Source organism: Succinimonas amylolytica DSM 2873 (assembly GCF_000378405.1).
In the GTDB taxonomy this organism is placed as follows: domain Bacteria; phylum Pseudomonadota; class Gammaproteobacteria; order Enterobacterales; family Succinivibrionaceae; genus Succinimonas; species Succinimonas amylolytica.
Genome location: NZ_KB899636.1, coordinates 1,470,565 through 1,488,367, shown reverse-complemented (window position 1 = coordinate 1,488,367; position 17,803 = coordinate 1,470,565). Strand labels below are relative to the sequence as shown.

General features: G+C 48.5%; 15 protein-coding genes. 6 read left to right on the top strand and 9 right to left on the bottom strand.

What is annotated here, in order from left to right; genetic code table 11:
- Positions 1–16: 16 nt before the first annotated feature.
- Together minD and minE are read left to right on the top strand one after the other, a co-directional pair.
- The gene (gene minD, locus F557_RS0106655) at positions 17–940 is read left to right on the top strand and encodes a septum site-determining protein MinD (RefSeq protein WP_019001464.1); all 924 of its coding nucleotides are present in this window, start codon (positions 17–19) and stop codon (positions 938–940) included.
- A 21-nt stretch (positions 941–961) separates the two neighbouring features.
- Positions 962–1,324, top strand: a complete 363-nt coding sequence (minE, locus tag F557_RS0106650) for a cell division topological specificity factor MinE (protein WP_044142670.1) — start codon at positions 962–964, stop codon at positions 1,322–1,324.
- Between the two features lie 141 nt (positions 1,325–1,465).
- On the opposite strand, the gene F557_RS0106645 is transcribed toward minE, so the two are convergent.
- Entirely contained in the window at positions 1,466–3,178 is a 1,713-nt protein-coding gene (locus F557_RS0106645) for a hypothetical protein (RefSeq protein ID WP_019001462.1), read from the bottom strand.
- A 212-nt stretch (positions 3,179–3,390) separates the two neighbouring features.
- Positions 3,391–3,600, bottom strand: a complete 210-nt coding sequence (locus F557_RS22625) for a hypothetical protein (protein WP_019001461.1) — start codon at positions 3,598–3,600, stop codon at positions 3,391–3,393.
- On the opposite strand from F557_RS22625, the gene F557_RS0106635 reads away from it, so the two are divergent.
- Genes F557_RS0106635 through F557_RS0106620 form a run of 4 tightly spaced genes read left to right on the top strand, consistent with a single transcriptional unit; the run spans position 3,599 to position 7,697 of the window.
- A complete protein-coding gene (locus tag F557_RS0106635) occupies positions 3,599–5,842 on the top strand; it encodes a galactose-1-epimerase (RefSeq protein WP_019001460.1) in 2,244 nt (747 codons plus the stop codon). The genes F557_RS22625 and F557_RS0106635 overlap by 2 nt on opposite strands.
- Positions 5,843–5,862: 20 nt before the next feature.
- Entirely contained in the window at positions 5,863–6,498 is a 636-nt protein-coding gene (locus tag F557_RS0106630) for a DNA-binding protein (protein WP_019001459.1), read from the top strand.
- The gene (locus F557_RS0106625; protein ID WP_019001458.1) at positions 6,476–7,111 is read left to right on the top strand and encodes a DNA-binding protein; all 636 of its coding nucleotides are present in this window, start codon (positions 6,476–6,478) and stop codon (positions 7,109–7,111) included. The genes F557_RS0106630 and F557_RS0106625 overlap by 23 nt, the downstream gene beginning before the upstream one ends.
- Positions 7,104–7,697, top strand: a complete 594-nt coding sequence (locus tag F557_RS0106620) for a hypothetical protein (RefSeq protein WP_019001457.1) — start codon at positions 7,104–7,106, stop codon at positions 7,695–7,697. Before F557_RS0106625 ends, F557_RS0106620 begins: the two co-directional genes overlap by 8 nt.
- A 282-nt stretch (positions 7,698–7,979) precedes the next feature.
- Here the strand turns inward: F557_RS0106620 and serS are convergent, their stop codons facing one another.
- The 7 genes from serS to F557_RS0106585 all read right to left on the bottom strand — a co-directional run bounded on the left by serS (position 7,980) and on the right by F557_RS0106585 (position 17,743).
- On the bottom strand, positions 7,980–9,284 hold the full coding sequence (gene serS, locus F557_RS0106615) for a serine--tRNA ligase (RefSeq protein ID WP_019001456.1): 1,305 nt from the start codon (positions 9,282–9,284) through the stop codon (positions 7,980–7,982).
- A 258-nt stretch (positions 9,285–9,542) separates the two neighbouring features.
- Positions 9,543–13,004, bottom strand: coding sequence for a mechanosensitive ion channel domain-containing protein (locus F557_RS0106610; protein ID WP_019001455.1), 3,462 nt, complete (start codon positions 13,002–13,004; stop codon positions 9,543–9,545).
- A 95-nt stretch (positions 13,005–13,099) separates the two neighbouring features.
- Positions 13,100–13,783: a DUF554 domain-containing protein gene (locus F557_RS0106605; RefSeq protein WP_019001454.1), complete on the bottom strand. Its 684-nt coding sequence runs from the start codon at positions 13,781–13,783 to the stop codon at positions 13,100–13,102.
- A gap of 23 nt (positions 13,784–13,806) precedes the next feature.
- Entirely contained in the window at positions 13,807–14,739 is a 933-nt protein-coding gene (gene rapZ / locus F557_RS0106600; protein WP_019001453.1) for an RNase adapter RapZ, read from the bottom strand.
- Positions 14,740–14,924: 185 nt separating this feature from the next.
- Positions 14,925–15,083 (bottom strand): hypothetical protein, encoded by a 159-nt coding sequence (locus F557_RS22180; protein ID WP_019001452.1) that lies wholly within the window; start codon positions 15,081–15,083, stop codon positions 14,925–14,927.
- 133 nt (positions 15,084–15,216) lie between these two features.
- Positions 15,217–15,639: a hypothetical protein gene (locus F557_RS0106590; RefSeq protein WP_019001451.1), complete on the bottom strand. Its 423-nt coding sequence runs from the start codon at positions 15,637–15,639 to the stop codon at positions 15,217–15,219.
- Between the two features lie 643 nt (positions 15,640–16,282).
- Complete coding sequence (locus tag F557_RS0106585; RefSeq protein ID WP_019001450.1) at positions 16,283–17,743, bottom strand: DUF2828 family protein; 1,461 nt, start codon at positions 17,741–17,743, stop codon at positions 16,283–16,285.
- Between the last annotated feature and the right edge of the window lie 60 nt (positions 17,744–17,803).

Below are 17,803 nucleotides of genomic sequence, written 5' to 3'. Positions count from 1 at the left end.
AGGAATTTTGCGTTAAATGGCAGAAAATAATACCAATACCGAGGATCAGGTTGCTGATTCAGCCCTTCAGGAAGTTAGTTCAGCCGATGCGGCTCATCCTGACTACAGAACCGGCTTCAATGCCAGAATTTTCGTGGTGACTTCCGGAAAGGGTGGCGTCGGCAAGACAACCTCCAGCGCCGCTATTAGCTCCGGACTTGCCCTGGAAGGCCATAAAACCTGCGTTATCGATTTTGACGTAGGTCTGCGTAATCTGGATCTGATAATGGGCTGCGAAAGAAGAGTAGTCTATGATCTGGTAAATGTAATCCGCAAAGAAGCCGCTCTTAACCAGGCTCTTATCAAGGACAGAAACTGCGAAAACCTTTTTATTCTGCCGGCTTCACAGACCAGAGACAAGGATGCTCTGACCAAGGAAGGGGTAGCAAGGGTTCTGCACGAGCTTGATAACATGGGTTTTGAATATATCATCTGCGACTCCCCGGCAGGCATTGAAACCGGTGCTCTGATGGCTCTGTACTTTGCAGATGTGGCGATTGTTACTACTAATCCCGAAATATCATCAGTACGAGATTCGGACCGCATTATCGGCATTCTTGATTCCAAGAGCCGTCGCGCCGAATACAATCTTGATCCCATTAAACCGTACCTGCTCCTTACCAGATACTCTCCGGAAAGAGTCGAAAAGGAAGAGATGCTGAGCAAGGATGACGTGGTGGATCTGCTGAGCATCCAGCTCATCGGCGTTATTCCAGAGTCCCCTTCGGTACTTAAGGCTTCCAATTCCGGGAAGCCCATTGTCTACGACGAGGAATCCGAAGCCGGAATGGCATATATGGACACCGTGCAGCGTCTTCTTGGCAGCACAGATATTCCGTTCCGTTTCATCACCGCTCCAAAGAAAGGACTGTGGAAGAGACTTTTTGGCAAAAAAATGTAACAACTGGAAAGGGAAAATATCATGTCTTGGCTAAGTGACTTGTTTTCTAACAAAAAGAAGGATAACCAGCAGTCGGCAAAAATTCTAAAAGATCGCCTTCAGGTTATTCTTGTTCATGATCGCGAAAACCGTAGCGGTCCCGATTTCCTGCCCCAGCTCAAAATGGACATTCTTGCCGCAATTAAGAAATATGTGCAGATCAATGATGATCAGGTTCAGGTTAACGTGTCTCAGCAGAATGAAACTTCAATGATGGAAGTTTCCGTATCTTTGGATCCGCAGTACGACGGCACTATTCCCAGCGGAGTTCACGATCATTATTCCACCGAAGAGGAAATCAACAGCATCAAGCCGATAACCGAAACTGAGGAAGCAAAATCCTGAAAATTTGTGTTGAGGTTTCGTATCCTGAAAAAACCGGAGTCCGCTGCGATTCCGGTTTTTTGTTTGTGACCGGCACCATTACTGAATGACGCCAGAAACACCGCAATTCCTAAAGGCAACGCAAAAGATTGCCCCAGGGCTTCAGGATACCTGATTTTCTGATTGCCAGGTAATACCGTGAACCCGACTCTCATCCCCTGCCAGGGCACACAGAAAACGTAATTCTGAAATGCTCATTCTGTCTGGTCTCATACAGATTATTCTGCTGTAAACCGGTTTTCGTTTGAGGGAGATTTCAAAGACGTGGGAATTCACCTTAATTCCGGAATCCCTGATTTCAAAACTCTTTTGGAGACATTCCAGGAACGTCTGTTTTGCGGCATAAACCGATCCCGCATCGGCTCCCGGAATCCGCACTCTGAAGAGCTGCGGCGATTTCAGTGCCATGGTTTCAATATTCAAAAGCTCACGGTAGTCCCAAAGCCGGAGCTCCCGTTTTTTAACGCAGTACTCCCGCACGATTTCCAGGAACAGACCAGGACTCCAGGGCAGATTCTCTTCCGAGGTTACCCGCTCCGAAAACGTATAATCTTCGGGATTTTCGAAAAACCCGCCATCCAGAATCTCCTGAATATAAGAAGCTCTCAGGAAACGGGGATTGAAATTGTCAGCAATCCGAGAATTACCGGTACAGTCGGCAGGAAGACTTACAGCCATTAAATCGGCCCCAGCATGAAAACCGCGCATAAAGCAGTCCTGAAACTGATCCGGCTCATCCTGAAACAGAATACCAAGCCGTCTTCCTGCTATCCGGAGCAGGTTTGCCGGATCACTTAAAAAAAACCTCCTTTTGAGTTCCGGGCTCCTGCTGAAATAATCCTCCATGCGGGATACCTCTTCCGGAGCGGAAAAAACCAGCAACACCGGCCGGACGTCATTGTCGGATAAATCCTTCCGGAGCACTTCCGCAACTCTTCTGAAGCATGTCAGCTGCGCCCCGCCTGTCTTTCTGGCCGTTCCAGAGGCACTAGCGGAAACTGCCTTGCAAAGTTCCCCGGAAATCAGACCGTATACATCACGGATGTCCTCATTCTGAAAAACTTTCTGTATTTCCGTGGCTGTTATCTCCGCAAGTCCGGAAAAAATGCCCCGAAATTCCCGGCGTTTTAAACTGTTCGTCCATTCAGACTGCTTTCTTCTGAAATCATCCACATCCTTCCTGAGAAACCAGGAATCTGGACTCACAGTATTCCGCAAATTATTCTGAAAATCATCGGTACAGAGGAATACTGACATGTCCGCCGGTCTTCCGGCACTGCGCTTCTTCAGGAAACGGGTAAACTCTCTCCGAATCTTCCGCATTAGAACATTAAGGGAATATGCGGCATAGAGGTTCATAAGCTGGAGGCAGGAGGAGTTAAGCCAGAGGCAGCCCCGGGAATTCTCCCCCTGAAACTGAAAATGCGAGCCGAGAACCTTTTCCGGTTCCGATTCCGGCTTCATCCGAAGCATGGCGGGGACAGAATACACCGGAACCCGGTCGACCCATTTGTTTATATAGTACTCGGCATCTATATCCAGAAAAAAACCGGTATTGTCCATAACCAGCACTACCACCCGGAAAAGCGGGGTAATTTTCAGGGAGATAATCACATCCCGTTTTTTTCTTTTTATAATTCTGGTCTCAAATACCGGAAGAAGCATATTAAACTGAAAATCAGGAATCCGCTCCAGAAAGCTTTTCCGAATACTCATTCCCAGACTGTTGAACTTTTCCAAAAAGCTGGTGAAATAAAAGCATTCCTTAATAACACACTCCTGAATGCATTCTTGATCTTCGGCAATCATTTCCATCAATAAAAATCCCTTGTACGTTATTCATGTTTTATTTTACTCCTTACTATGAATTTCCCCGACATATTTGTAACAATCTTTGATTATTTTTAGAATGTACCACTGCCTTACAGAACTCCACATTACCCAACATTACCCAGCATTACCCAGCATTACCCAACATTACCCAGCATTACCCAGCATTACCCAGCATTACCCAGCATTACCCAGCATTACCCAGCATTACCCAAAACCCCCAAAAAAAATCGGCCAAACAAAAGCCCGAACCCATCTTCAGGAAATAAAAACTGTATCGCAAAAATCACGAAAAAAACTATAATATTCCTGCAACTGAAAATGCCGCGTTGTCCTGCCGCATCAGGACAGACGTCCGCTTTTCCCCCGAAATCCACGTCTTTTACAGTTACAGGAATCAAGGTCATGAATGCATCAATCCCGGATAACAGAGAAATCACTGCTGACTCCCCTGCTGCAATACTGCCTCCGGCCGGTACCGCTGTACCTCAGGAACCTGTAGCTTCGTTTTCCTCAGGCAACGAAACTCCCGCAGAAAAAATGCCCGGAAGCATTGCGGAATCCCCGGAAAATGATCTTCCGCAAAACACTCCTGCCCCAGCAAACTCTGAACCCCGCTCCGACGCCACCGATGTTTCCGGGAATATCCTGAACTGTGTTTCAGAACAGGCTGCCGAACCGGATGCCGCCGCACAAGATATAGTTCCCCCCGAAGCTGATAGCAAAACGGATATTTTTTCTCCCTCTCCGAAGGACACGGGGATTACAGACACCTCCGAAGCCAGCAGAGATCTGAAAGAAAATGAAAACACCGGCATTAACTGCAAGAATGACACATCCGAACCGCTCACAGAAAACGCCGCCGGAGACAGATTGCCGGACAGTTCCGCTGCAAATCCGGATAATACTGCTCCGGAAACAGCACTTCCGAAAAACGCTCCTGAAGACAAGGACTCTCCGGCAGCTCCCCCAATTCGCCAGATGAGAGAAAGAAAAGTTATCGATCCCCTCCTTTTCGTGACCTATTCCGGAAAGCCGGAAAACGGGGACTACTCCGAAACTCCGCCGGCTGCACGGAATCTGACAGCTTCTCTTTCCGATTCCGAAAATGCCGATACCACCTGGCTGCATGCCTTGCCCTATTCTGTCGGCGCCATTGTTCACACCATCACCAACTCCCGGGGCAATACCGTTTCAGTAATGGACTGGGGGGCTACAGTTCTGGACTTTTCGGTGTGGGATCCTGACAAAAAACTGGTTTATCATCCGGTTCTGGGAACCAAGCCATCACGCTATGCCGAGCAGCGGATTCAGCTGGGGGCTACCGTAGGTCGGGTGGCAAACCGCATTGCCCGCGGCAGGTTCGAGCTTAACGGCCAGATCTATAGTCTGGTTCGGGATTCCGGATACGAGCATACCCTGCACGGAGGGATTACCGGTTTTTCTGAAAAACGCTTCGAGTTCACCAAAGTATCACCATCATCTGTAACCCTGAAGCTTGTATCTCCGGACATGGACAATGGCTTCCCGGGCAATCTGACTCTGCTGGTTACCTATACCCTGGACGACGACAACGCCCTTCACATCGACTACGAGGCGGCGTCCTCCCGGGATACTCCGATAAACATCACCAGCCATATCTACTGGAATCTCAGTCTCCGTAACAGTCTGGAGGGACAGTTCCTGAAAGCTGAAAAGGCAGTCATTCTCAACACCGACAACACCGGAATTCCAGACGGAACCGTAAGCACTCAGGAAGAATCCCCCCTGGATTTCTCCGGAATACTTCCGCTGTCCTACAACATCGAGGCTGCCACGGAATGCTACCCATTCGGCGGTATTGATCATGTTCTCGCATACCAGGATCCCCGGCTCCCCGATAAAGCAGCAGTATGGGACACTCCGGACGCAGACAGTACCCCTGTTACCCTCCTCTGCGAACTCTACTGCCCCGAAACAATGCTCACTCTGGAAGTATATTCTGATTATCCGGCTCTTCAGGTTTACAGCGGAAATGCCCTAGAGGGAGTTCCCGGCAGAACTGCAGGCAAAATCTACCGCAATCATGAGGGACTCGCTCTGGAGCCGGAATATTTTCCTGATGCGATCAACCATCCGGAATTTCAGGCCAGATGCCCCGTACTCAAAGCCGGAAAAACATTCAGGAAATCCATTGTCTACAAAATTGTCCAAAACCGGATTCCGGAGATTCTGGAACCCCTGGAAGTACTTGAGGAGGAGCTGGCTGCTCTCGAAGCCCAGGAAAACCAGTCCGGAGAACCTTTCTTCAGAGATGTTTACCTGAAAGGCACTAAAGCGGCGAAAATCACGACGTTTTCGGAGACTCCGGAATGCCGGGAACTCTCCCCCGCCCCAGCCACACCAAAGGCAATGAAGGCTCCTGCCCCCGGCACTGAACCTCCCGCCTCCGTGAACACTTCCCGTGCCGGAACAAAGTTAGCAGCAGACTTATCCTCGCCTGAAACGCTAACCTCCACAGAGGACAATACTCCGCTTCTTTTGCAGGAAAATGCCGCGGTTTCCGGTTCCCGGAAAGCGGAAAATCCCTTCTTCCGGGATTCCGCACCGCCTTCCCGGAATAAAAGTACGGATTCCCTTCCGGAATCCGCAAACTCCGGCAACCTCTGATTCCGGGAGCACTCTCGAAAATGGCAGAGGTAACCCGCGACGAAATCCTGAAGGCCGCAAGAACAATCCTGGCCTCGGGAGAGTCCCTGAGCCTTAACCGCATCCGGGAAATGACAGGACATGGCTCCTACAGCACTATCCGGAAGGTACTGACGGACAACCGTCTTACCACCCGCAGGATCTCCAAAAACTCCTACCTGGAAAATCGGGCCGGCGCCTCCGGAGATACCGAAACAGCCAGGGTGCTTTATGAAACAAACATCACCATTTCCAGAGTACAGGGCCATATTGAGGAACTGGAAAAGACTCTGGCGCATCTGGAAGATCCGGCCCGAATCGGCGAATATATTTTTCTGTACGAACTCTGCCAGATTATCATCAGACACCTTCCGGAAAGAAGCGATCTTCCAGAATTTCTCAGCGGCCTCAGACCGGAACGGGTATTTTCCAGGGAAGTAGCCGGACTCACGGAGAGCACCGTAAACCACATGAAAACCCTGGTTATCCGGCATCTTATATCCGAAACCGAACGCATCAGGAATTCTCCCAGAGTACACGAGTTCGCCGGGGGAATCGAAAGCCTGAACGCCATTATCAGAATGCTGCAGGATCTGACAGAAAGGAAACAGAGCTATGCCCAGGCTTACCATTACTGATGTCAGGAAGGCTGCTGATGCACTCCGCGAGGCCGGGGAAGCAGTAACTGTAATAAGTATCCGGAAAAAACTGGGACACGGCTCCTTCAGCACCGTTTCCAGACTTCTTAAGGAACTTCAGAAATCCGAAAACAGCGATCCGGAAAACATCCCCCCTAATCCGGGAAAAACAGCTACCAAATTTTCTCACAATTACGAAGACGGCCTCAGCCCCGCAGAGCCGGAAAGGCCGCTCACCCCTGCAGATGCCCCGGAATACCTCCCTGAGATTCTTGCAGAAAAGAGCCGGGAGCTTGAGAGACTCAGAAACCGGGAGCTGGAACTCACCGGACTGGTCCGAAAAACCCGGAGGGATATCGCGGAACCGCTGGAAAATGCCACCGGAATTCTACGGTATTTTCTGAAAAGAGTTCTGGACGAAGGCTTTGCCTCCGAGATCCCCGGAGATCTTATCAGACTTCTCGGAATGCTCCGGGAACCGGGAAATTTGCACAACCTGTCTGACTACAACGGATCCTGGCAGGAGGATGCGGAACGTTTGATGAGAGCCATGGTTCTCAGAAACCGCTCCCGTCCCACACTAAAAACACAGAAAGCACCGCAAAATGAGTGACCAGCATCTCGCAGATGCAGCAGATAAACCGGAAACTTCGGAAAATCCCATCTCCGGGGAAGATCCGACCGGCTGCTACAGACTGTATAACATTTCCGAAGAAATCACCTGGCTTCCTGACATGAAGGAGCCGGACTTTCTTTTGGATCCTCAAATACGCCCCCGGGTAACCGGGAGGGGCGCACTGGAATTCTTCGCAGATCGGGAGCTTTCTGATGCAGAAATCCGGGAAATCCTAACAGAAAAGTCCCGGGAACTTGGCAGTAACTATATTATTGACATCAGAAAACACCTTCCGGGACGGTTCCCGCTCCTAAGCTTCTGCTCATTTAAGCACCGGAATGCCGCTCTCAGAATTACCGCCATTCTGCTTCTGGCTGCCCGGGAATCAGGGCGTACCAATAACGAGCAGACCCGCGACATCAATTATTACTATATCACCTGCCGTTCCGAGAATACTGCCCACCTCCTGAAAAGACTGCCCCCGCCCATGGAAGACAAGGCGGGGCTCCTGATAAGCATTATTGCCGGACTGTTTTTTTCGGCAGTCATCTTCCTGGGAACTGGCTGGATTTTCATAAAATAAGTCCCGTACTTTACTATTTCCAATGCCTTGCAGACCTGACCTGGTGAGCACAGAACATCAGCAGCTTCCACTTACCGTCATGCGGAGGCAGGCTCAGCCATTAACTCCCGGAAACAGGAAAAACGGAAGAACCCCGCAGGCATAATCGGGTAGAGGGAGTTTCATCCTGTAGATAAGAACATGCCGAGCACACCAAAAAAGCTCCTGGGATCCACAGGAGCTTTTATAAACGGCATTTCTCAACTTTCAGAAAAATACCGGCATCAGCAGTACCACAATAAATTACGGCTTAATAACGGTAACTCCGTTCATATACTTTCTGAGCACCTCGGGAACCTCAATAGAACCGTCCTCCTGCTGATAATTTTCCATAACAGCAACAAGACAGCGGCCGACAGCCAGACCGGAACCATTAAGAGTATGCACGAGACGGGTCTTTCCTGAGGCATCGCGGAAACGAGCCTGCATTCTTCTGGCCTGGAAATCAGTACAGTTGGAGCAGGACGAAATCTCGCGATAGGTATTCTGAGCCGGAACCCAAACCTCCAGGTCATAGGTCTTTGCAGAGCTGAATCCCATGTCTCCGGTGGAAAGAGCCATCACCCGGTAGGGAAGATTCAGAAGCTGCAGTACCTCCTCCGCATCATGGGTAAGACTTTCCAGAGCTTCCCAGGACTTGTCGGGATGAACAATCTGCACCATTTCTACCTTGTCGAACTGATGCATTCTGATAAGACCGCGGGTATCACGTCCGGCAGATCCTGCTTCGGAACGGAAACACGGGGTATGGGCAGTGATCTTTATCGGAAGATCCTTCTCATCGATGATTTCGTCGCGAACCATATTGGTCAGCGGGACCTCTGCGGTGGGAATAAGGCAGAAATGCCGGTTTACGTTGTCCCCATCAGCATTGCCATCCAACGAGGTGTGGAAGAGATCCTCGGCAAACTTCGGCATCTGACCGGTGCCGTAAAGACTGTCCAGATTTACCAGATACGGCACATAGCATTCAGTGTAACCCTGATTGTCCACATGGAGATCCAGCATAAACTGGGATAACGCCCGGTGCAGCCTGGCGATATCGCCCTTCATCACGGAGAAACGGGCTCCGGAAATCTTTCTGGCATTGTCAAAATCGAGTTCCCGATGCAGTTCCTCACCAAGTGCCACATGATCCTTCACCTGGAAATTGAACTTGCGAGGCTCGCCCCAGCGTCTGACCTCCACATTTTCAGTCTCATCCTTTCCCACCGGAGTGGTATCTGAAGGAAGATTCGGCACAGTAAGGGCATATTCCCTGATATCAGCAAGTACCTTATCCTGAGCAGTCTTAACCTGCTCCAGCTCTTCGCCGATTTTTTTAACCTGTTCCTTAACCGGTGCCACATCTTCACCCTTCTTAATGGCCACACCGATGGATTTGGAAAGGGAATTTCTCTGAGCCTGCAGATCCTGGGTTTTTACCTGAAGCTCCCGGCGCTGCTCTTCGAGTTCGGTGAGCTTTTTAACATCAAGAACAAAATTACGGGTAGCCAGACGATCCCTGGCAAATTCTAATTCCGTACGGAAATATTTGGAATCTAACATACTATTACTGTTTTCCGGTTAAAAAAAATCAGGGCCGCTGAAAATATCCATTAACGCCGCCGCTGATCCTGAAAAATCACTCTGGAATTATACTTTATCTTCTATTTAACATACAACCAGCTAAGAGCTTCCCTCCGGCTGCAGTATCGCCGGAAAAGACTCCGTCCCGGGGCCGAACTCAAAAAAAGTGCCGCCCGTCCTTATTTTGTCCGGAGCCTCCCGGAATATCCGATCGCCGTTACAGAGCCGATTTTCTCCCTAAACTCCGGAGCGCGGCAGCGGGGATCTCCCAGAGGAAGCAAATTCTCCTCCGGCTGTTTCCCGGGATTCCGCCAGACTCCGCAATTCGGGGTCGCTCAGCCTGATTTCCTGGCCATTCTGAGTATTTTTAATATAAACATCCATCTGGTTGAATGCGAATTCAATGCCCAGTCTGTTGAATTCATTGTAGATTTCTGTATTAAGCGAATCTATAGACGGGAAATAGTCGGCAATAGTTCTGATATGGTACCTGAGAATAAGGTTCAGCGTACTCTCGCCGAAACTCTGAAACAGCACATAGCTCTTCGGCGATTTCAGCACATGGACATTGGCATCGGCTATCCGGAGCAGTGCCGCTTTAGCAGCTTCGATATCGGAACCGTAAGCCACTCCAATCTCCACCTGCATACGGGTCAGGCATTCATCAGACAGGGACCAGTTGGTCAGCGGATTGGTAATGAAAGCCCGGTTCGGAACTACATAGTCCCGCTTCTCAAAATCCGTAATAGTGGTAGCACGGATACGGATCTTGCTCACCCGGCCGCTGGTTCCATTAATGGTGATAATATCTCCTATTCTGACAGGACGCTCAAAAAGAATGATAAGGCCGGAAACGAAATTTGCAAATATTTCCTGAAGTCCAAAACCGAGACCTACAGAAAGGGCCGCAACCAGCCACTGCAGCTTATCCCAGGTAATTCCTATCTTCTGAAAAACAAAGGTTATGCACACAGCGATAAAGATGTAGTTAAAAACCATGTTGATGGTATAGCTCCACCGGCTGGCATATTTGCTCCAGCTGAACAGCACCAGTTCCAGGATGGCCGAAAAGTTCTTCACGAGAACCGTGGTTAGCAGCAAGGCGTATCCCACAAACACCAGATCCATCATGGTTACCGTGGTCACCACCGAACCATCCTTGGAATCCAGATTATAGAGGGTAATGGACTGGAGATAATTCACCACCTGCAAAATATCCTTCCACACTACATAGAGGATCGTCATAAAAAGCAGGAAAAGAACATAATTAACCGACCTCTTTGCCTTTTCATTTACCTCGGAAATCGGCATTTTATCATCATCAAGAGTTGCAACATCTGCGGTATCGGCAATCCGGCCGGAATCGCCCCCTCCGTTTTTCTCGGCCCGGGCCTGCAGAAATGCCTCTTTTTTTCTGTTATATGCTATGCGGCTGGCTCTGAGACGCAGAGTTCTCACAATGGTGGCATCGATAATCACATACATCAGAAGAATGTAGTAAGTCCAGACCAGTTTTCCGGCAATAACAACGGCAGTGTAATAGTATCCCCGGAACGCCAAAACCGGAATAGTGATACAGACCCCGGTCATAAAGAGACTTTCAATCCGGGACAGCAGACTGGAATTCCCGCTGAAGCGCTCCCGGAGATCGATAATAAACGGAATAACCAGAAGCAGAGGCAGTACAATTATAAACAGCTGCCCGATAACATCATGAGCATAGGTCTGCGGTTCATTTTCCTTCCATACCACCAAAATCATGATTAACGCAAAAAGCACAAACATCATTCTCCGGCGGAATATGGATTTGGTATTGAACTTTTTACCAAACTGCACCTCGGAAATTCCACCTTTGGCCCGCAGTTCAATCCACACCCGTGACAAAAAGCCAATAAGTGCCAGAGTGGTGATAATAAGCCTGACTCCGCCCTCAGGATCCGTGAGATAGGTCTCATCCGGATTAAAAACAAGGAGATCGTGCGACAACAGTCCCAGAATCACCGCCATCAGCGGTATCGGAGCGCATAGGAGAAAAACATAGAACAGCGATTTTGGGGTATTCCAGTAGCTATCCTTCTTGGGAGAACCGATAACCCGGTTTATGGCATCGATTTTGCTCTTGATGTTTTTTCGGGAACGCAAAAGGACATAAACCAGCAACAGCAGGGGAACGCATTTAATCACCGTTTCCGGTCTGAGATTTTTGGAGGACAGTCCTTCAAAACTGAACCGGTTGTTGTTCCACTGCAGATTGAGTGACTCAGGAAACTTCTCCAGCCATTTTCTTCCGATATGCTTGGCCGAAGGACGCCAGAACAGTGCTTCTCTGATCTGAGAGTTCAAATGGGCTCTGAGCTTGTCATAGGCAGTGGCATTTGACTGAATATTAACAGCCATGGTAAGCTCCTGAGACAGCTGTGTCAGCTGTCCGGTGAGGAGATTTGACCGGAGCTTCATCTGTTCGCCCAGCAGGTACTTCTGTTCATCGGAAAGCTCTCCGGTAAAACCGCTTCTCTTCCGGAGAAAGTCAAAATACGTCTCATAGGAATTGAGACTGTCCAGCTCCATATTTACGTTATACTGCTCCAGTCTGATTTCCGAAACCAGATCCGACAGATTTTCGGGTACATCGATAGACGGAACAATATTCTTCTTGTTAAACAGAATCTGCACCAGGTATTCTGAATTCTTAAAATACTGAATCTGACTGGCCAGATCCGACTCGATGGTTCTGATACGGTCAATCACCGCCGAGAGATCGCTGTTAATTTTTTTAAATCTGTTGATCTCTTCAATTCTCTGGTTCCGCCTATCCAAATCCTCGCGGTTCTTTCTGGTAATATAGTCAAAAAGAAGGTTCTCACCTTTCAGGGTTCTCTGCTGATCCTCCAGCGCCTGCGCCTGGTCCTGAGCTTCCTGGTTACGAAGTCTTACCAGATTGTCCTCGGCCAGCTGAAATAGCTTATCCGCCTTTTCCGCAAGCCGGATATATACCTGAAGACGTCCTTTGAGATAATCACTGATCTCGCCCGAATTAGCCAGCATGAACTGACTCATTACCTGCCGGTGTCCGAGATAGCTGAGTTCAGCCTGCAGCGCCATGATTTCGGTCTTCTTGGGAGCTGCGGATGATTTATCAGCCAGACGGTTATTGATTTCGATGGTGCGATCGGTTATCTCCGAGGCCGTTTCCTGAGCCCGGTGCGGCATCTGATTCCCTCTCTCGATATACTTGGCATAATCATCCCGGGCATTGCTGTACTGGTTCTTAAGAGTGGTCAGGTAGGTTTCCAGCAGAATAAGCTCATCCTTATTCATGGAAGGAATCTTTTTTTCAATATCCTGAAGCTGCAGATAGGAAAAGGCAGAGGTTGAGTCTTCCAGAAAAAGCTTGGTGCGATCCTTAAGTCCCTGCATTCCGGTACGCCACATCTGAAAACGCAGAATCTTCTCATCAAATTCCAAAACCTTCTGATAATCGGCAATCACCGCCCGGTCAGCCTCAGTAAGCTCGCCCCCCTTGGCCTCCAGGCTGCTGATTTCTGCCCGGATTGCCTCCATGGTTTTTCCGACATTGGCCGGATCCACATCCCCTTCGGCCCCCTGAGAGACGGTACTAAAAGCCATCAGCAAAGTCAGCGCAAGCACCATGACAGCAGGTACCGGAAATTTCTGTAAAAGTTTCCAGACAAAAGACATAGAAAACCGCCTCTTATGTAACTGTAACAAAAAAAGGTCTGTCCCGTAATTCAGAACGCTAAAGATAATATTTCCGTCATTAGTACGGACAGATATCAAAACAATGAGCAGCCCCAGGACAGAACCGGAGCCCAGACAAGTGCCGGAAGGTAATCGGCGGTGTTTATCTTCTTCAGATTAAGCAGAACCGGCACCGACATCATGATAAGCATCCCGCCTGTCCCGGTAATGCTGGACAGCAGATATTCGGGAAGAATCTCCCGGAAAATCCAGGCACCGAGATAAAACATGCCCTGCCAGCAAAACAGCACCGGAGCCGCCGCCATAATCCCGTAGCCGTACACAGCCCCCAGAGCCATGGCGGTAATACCGTCCATGCAGGCATTAACATAAAGCATGGTATTGTCTCCGTGCACAGCACTCTCCATGGGACCGACAATGGAAAGTGTTCCTACACAGAAAAAAATAACGGCGGTTATTAAACCTTCCGCAAACCGGCTTCCGTTCTCTGCCAGTCTTGCCGCAGCCCTGGCAAGCCGTCCGTGAAGATCCGCTGCTGCTCCGCTAACACCGCCCAGTACCAGAGCAATCATGATAATTATGATACTGGAACCATGATTCACAGCTGCCAGGGATGTCCTCATCCCCACCACCAGTGCAATCATGCCCACCGCCGTGAAAAGAACCTCGCGATACTTTTCAGAAAAACGACTCCCGAAAGTCGCGCCTACGGCTGTTCCGGCAATTATCGTGCCCGCATTGACAATGGTTCCCAGCATTTTCGGTTTCCGGACTACCCTAATTATTTATTGCTATTGATGTTATTATCCCTGGAAAACACCGGTGTTCCGTCGGCATTAAAGTATGTGGGCATCTTAATCAGGTTCCGGTCCATATTCTTGTGCTTTACCTGAACATTCTTTTCCCGGGCCTTAAAATTGCGGGCCAGAGCTTCGGCAATATAAACGCTTCGATGCTGTCCCCCGGTGCACCCTACCGCTACAGTGAGGTAGCTGCGGTTGCTTCTTTCCAAAAGAGGCAGCCACTGATTAAGAAAGGCATCCAGCTGCTGTACGTAAAGCTGCATGTCAGGATATTTCATAAAAAACTTCACCACTGGTTCGTCAATACCGGTAAGGTGCCGCAAATCCGCCTCCCAGTGAGGATTCGGAAGAAAACGGGCATCAAAAACAAAGTCAGCATCCTTGGGGACTCCGTATTTAAAACCAAAGGATTCAAAAATAATTGAAAGATCCTTGCTTTTTTTACCCAGTACCAAAGCAGTGATGGTTTCAGAAAGCTGATGAATATTGCTGTGAGAGGTATCAAGGCGTATATCGGCAAGATCCGCCACCGGATTCAGCATCCGGCGTTCCTCCCTGATAGCTTCCTCCAGGCCTAGCTTATTTTTGGCGAGAGGATGAATTCTGCGGGTTTCCTCATAACGTCTTACCAGTGTAGAATCATCTGCATCCAAAAAAATGCTGGTAATTTCATTCTGGGGATCCTTCTTGATACTGGTAACAAATCTGATAAAGCCTTCAGGACTGGAGGGCAGATTTCTGATATCTATACTGACCGCCAGCATACTGTGCTTTTCTCTGCTCATATTGATAAGCTCCGGCAAAAAATTAACCGGAAGGTTATCTACGCAGTAAAAGCCCAAATCCTCGAGCACTCTTAGGACAATGGTCTTTCCGGCCCCGCTTCTCCCGCTCACTAAATAAAGCTTCATCGAAACTGCTCCTGGTTTCCCCGTCTTCTGATAATATCTCCGAAACAGGAAATTATAGCACAACAACGGAGCCGGATAATGTCATGCATGCGTCTGAAAAATCAATAACCCGGGAATCTGGTCTGAGACTGGAACCTGCCCCCCAAAAAAACTGACAAACATCAGCCTGAAAGCTCTTACAGATATTAATCGTTCTGAAGGTCTTTTAGATAATGGCCGCGATCAGACTCAGGGATTCCCAGGACATCAAAAGCCTGGAAGACGTCCAGCTTCATTTTTTCCATCAGATTTCTGACATGATTCAGTGTTGCTCTTCTCTCACCTTTTTCAATGCCCTTTTTCATCCCCTGGTTCCATTCCTTCTTCCCGTCCCTTGTCTATAAGGGCCTCGCTCAAATTGCACATCCTGTTCATCTCCTCATTTATTTCCACAGTCATCGGTATACCAAACTCATTCTGTAACACTTTTTAACGCTCTTATTCAGCCCGATTCAGAAGAGGGTAGTCAATATTCTGTTTTCCCTGAAATTCAATATTGACGGTCATTAATTTTTGGTCGACACCACATCCAGGATCCCTGATGTCAAAGAGAACATCAAAGTAAACACCGCCCTCGGTTTGTGTTTTATCCTCTGTATTCACACACTGAATTCTGGAATCAGCATCGGACACCTCCTGATCCACCGGAACACATGGATCGAATGAAAAGCCATCGGAAAAGTAATCCCTGATAATCACACCCACCGTCAGATCACTATCCCTAAACTCTGGAATACTCATCTTTAAAATATTCGCAATTTCAATTTTATGACACAAAAGTCTTTTAGCTGCTGCGTCATAATCCGGTCTGATCCCGTACACAATCATATGATCGGAAAGTCCGGTATTTCTCCTGTTCATAAAGATACTTCCACTGTTAAATCACTCCGTGCATCCTGCCATTTTCGGTTTTGCGCACAACCACCCCTAATTGCTGCTCCGGTTACCGAAATTCTCTCAGGAATATTCTGAAAATATGCAGCAATCCTACCTGTCAGCCGCCCCCGAAAATATCTGGCATAGGCAGCTACACAAGTAAAAACAGCTTCTGCAATCGCATTCCCTGTTTTTGAACACCTGCAGGAAACAGGTATTTCTCAGGCTGAAATCAGGCTATTTAATCATGCGCCACGCAAAAAAACACCGCACGATCATCACCTGTATCAGCCGGCTAATCACATGTTATACATATCGTTTTAAGCAAACCAAATACTTTTTAGGCATTATTATAAAATTCAATTTGTTTAACTGCATAATTCAAAAACAATAGAGAACAATCTCCAATACAAACAAAATTTTCCACAATAACTGTCAAAAATATTGAAAAGAAAACTTTTCCTGTCGAATTTACAGATTCCGGCACCGTTTCAGAATTCTTTAAAAGGCTGAAATTTTCTAATGAATAGCTGTTTTTGAGAGAACGAGCTTCAAATAAAAAAAGAGACCGCGGCAAGCGATCTCTTCTCCACTTTTATGAACCTTTCCAGTTCCGAATATGGATATTTCAGGCCTTTATGGAGGCATATCTCTCATTTGAAAGAGTTTCCATCATAAAGGAATAGGGATTTGAAACATTTCCCCTTACAACCTGAGAAAACAGTCTGGCAGATCCCCCAGAAACAAGAACAACACCGTTGTCATCCCTGGTTGCCGGCTGCTGTTCCGAACGGGAATTCACGTTCCAGAATACTACCCGGGGCATTTTGTAGCCATTGGACTCAAACAGGCTTCTGGCATACTCGAAGTTGCTGCGGGATGAGGAACAGGTTATGGCATTGAATTCCATATCCGATACAATATAAACCGTTGCTGGCATCTCCTCCTCACTAGCCTGTTTGGCAACAGCAGCATTTACAAGCAGTTCAAATACCGCCTGCAGATTGGTGTCAGCACATTCGTTGAAGGATTCGCAGTACCGGGCCTTGTCCACAATATCCCGCCCCTTGATTTCCACCAGTCGCGGAGTCTCCGAAAAGGTTATAAAGCATCCCTGGAACGGCCCCTGGTTTCTTTCGGCGAAATATATGGCCAGAGACTGGGCAACAGTAGCCGGAATCAGGCCGCGTCCTCCGTACATAGATCCGGATCCATCCGCCACTACAATGGCATTTTCTCCCCCGGTAAAATCCTCCAGCGCATTCCAGGTAACATCAAGAGCCGCACGCTCCTCATCGCTGAGCCTCCTGTTATAGGTAGCTCTTATAATATCGTAAGGCATCAGTGACCCGGTATTCATGGCGATCTCCCCTTTTTCAATTCTGGCGAGAAATGCCCCGTAGCGTTTGCCGTCATTCCGCATAAATGCCCGGCGATATTTAAACAGGGCCTTTGAAGGCTGTTTGCCATAATCGAAGGTATAATCCTCCCGACGAAGACTGTTTTCAATAATGCTTATCTCCGCCCGGAGAGCGGACAGAGCCTTCCGGTAATCAACACTGCGCATCCCGAAAACCCCGGCCAGCCGCCGTGCCAGTCTGACAGTATTTTCACTGGAAGCATTGATGGAAGGCAGCCATTTTCCCAAGAGGGAAATTTTTTCATGCGCGGCAAGAGCCTTCATATCAGCCTGAAACTGCTTCTTCAGAAAAGCCCCCGCCTCCGCACCAGCATTCCCGTCAATCAGCACCAGAAGATCATCCCAGCGACCGTATTCCGGAATCTGCTCCAGGTTTGCCAGCAGTGAAGCCTTCCGGTTTTCGGCCAGCCACTTCAGGATTTCCCGAAAAACCCGCCGTTCACCAAGTCCGCCCCGGATGTCGCGGGAATAAAACAGAGTCTTCATGGCAATATCCGGATTTTCGAGATAAGCCCTGAAAAAGCGTTTCTGAATCTGATCCCCGGAAGCATTCCGAAGCGCGCCGATGGTGGCAAAAAGATCCAGACAGTCAGATTCGGTACTCCGTGGAGTTATTGCTCCGTTTTCGGTATAAGTGACATTGGTCAGCTTTTTCAATGAATTCAGCATAACTGTTCTCCTTTAAATGTCTCGGACCGGGATTTCCGGCTGTTCTGAACGCATAATCTT

Bases quoted from the DNA above. Each gene is read 5' to 3' on its own strand.
- F557_RS0106620 (WP_019001457.1), top strand. From the start codon at position 7,104: ATGAGTGACCAGCATCTCGCAGATGCAGCAGATAAACCGGAAACTTCG.
- F557_RS0106635 (WP_019001460.1), top strand. From the start codon at position 3,599: ATGAATGCATCAATCCCGGATAACAGAGAAATCACTGCTGACTCCCCT.
- F557_RS22180 (WP_019001452.1), bottom strand. From the start codon at position 15,083: ATGAAAAAGGGCATTGAAAAAGGTGAGAGAAGAGCAACACTGAATCAT.
- F557_RS0106630 (WP_019001459.1), top strand. From the start codon at position 5,863: ATGGCAGAGGTAACCCGCGACGAAATCCTGAAGGCCGCAAGAACAATC.
- minE (WP_044142670.1), top strand. From the start codon at position 962: ATGTCTTGGCTAAGTGACTTGTTTTCTAACAAAAAGAAGGATAACCAG.
- minD (WP_019001464.1), top strand. From the start codon at position 17: ATGGCAGAAAATAATACCAATACCGAGGATCAGGTTGCTGATTCAGCC.
- F557_RS0106610 (WP_019001455.1), bottom strand. From the start codon at position 13,004: ATGTCTTTTGTCTGGAAACTTTTACAGAAATTTCCGGTACCTGCTGTC.
- serS (WP_019001456.1), bottom strand. From the start codon at position 9,284: ATGTTAGATTCCAAATATTTCCGTACGGAATTAGAATTTGCCAGGGAT.
- F557_RS0106645 (WP_019001462.1), bottom strand. From the start codon at position 3,178: ATGGAAATGATTGCCGAAGATCAAGAATGCATTCAGGAGTGTGTTATT.
- F557_RS0106605 (WP_019001454.1), bottom strand. From the start codon at position 13,783: ATGCTGGGAACCATTGTCAATGCGGGCACGATAATTGCCGGAACAGCC.
- rapZ (WP_019001453.1), bottom strand. From the start codon at position 14,739: ATGAAGCTTTATTTAGTGAGCGGGAGAAGCGGGGCCGGAAAGACCATT.
- F557_RS0106585 (WP_019001450.1), bottom strand. From the start codon at position 17,743: ATGCTGAATTCATTGAAAAAGCTGACCAATGTCACTTATACCGAAAAC.
- F557_RS0106590 (WP_019001451.1), bottom strand. From the start codon at position 15,639: ATGAACAGGAGAAATACCGGACTTTCCGATCATATGATTGTGTACGGG.
- F557_RS0106625 (WP_019001458.1), top strand. From the start codon at position 6,476: ATGCCCAGGCTTACCATTACTGATGTCAGGAAGGCTGCTGATGCACTC.
- F557_RS22625 (WP_019001461.1), bottom strand. From the start codon at position 3,600: ATGACCTTGATTCCTGTAACTGTAAAAGACGTGGATTTCGGGGGAAAA.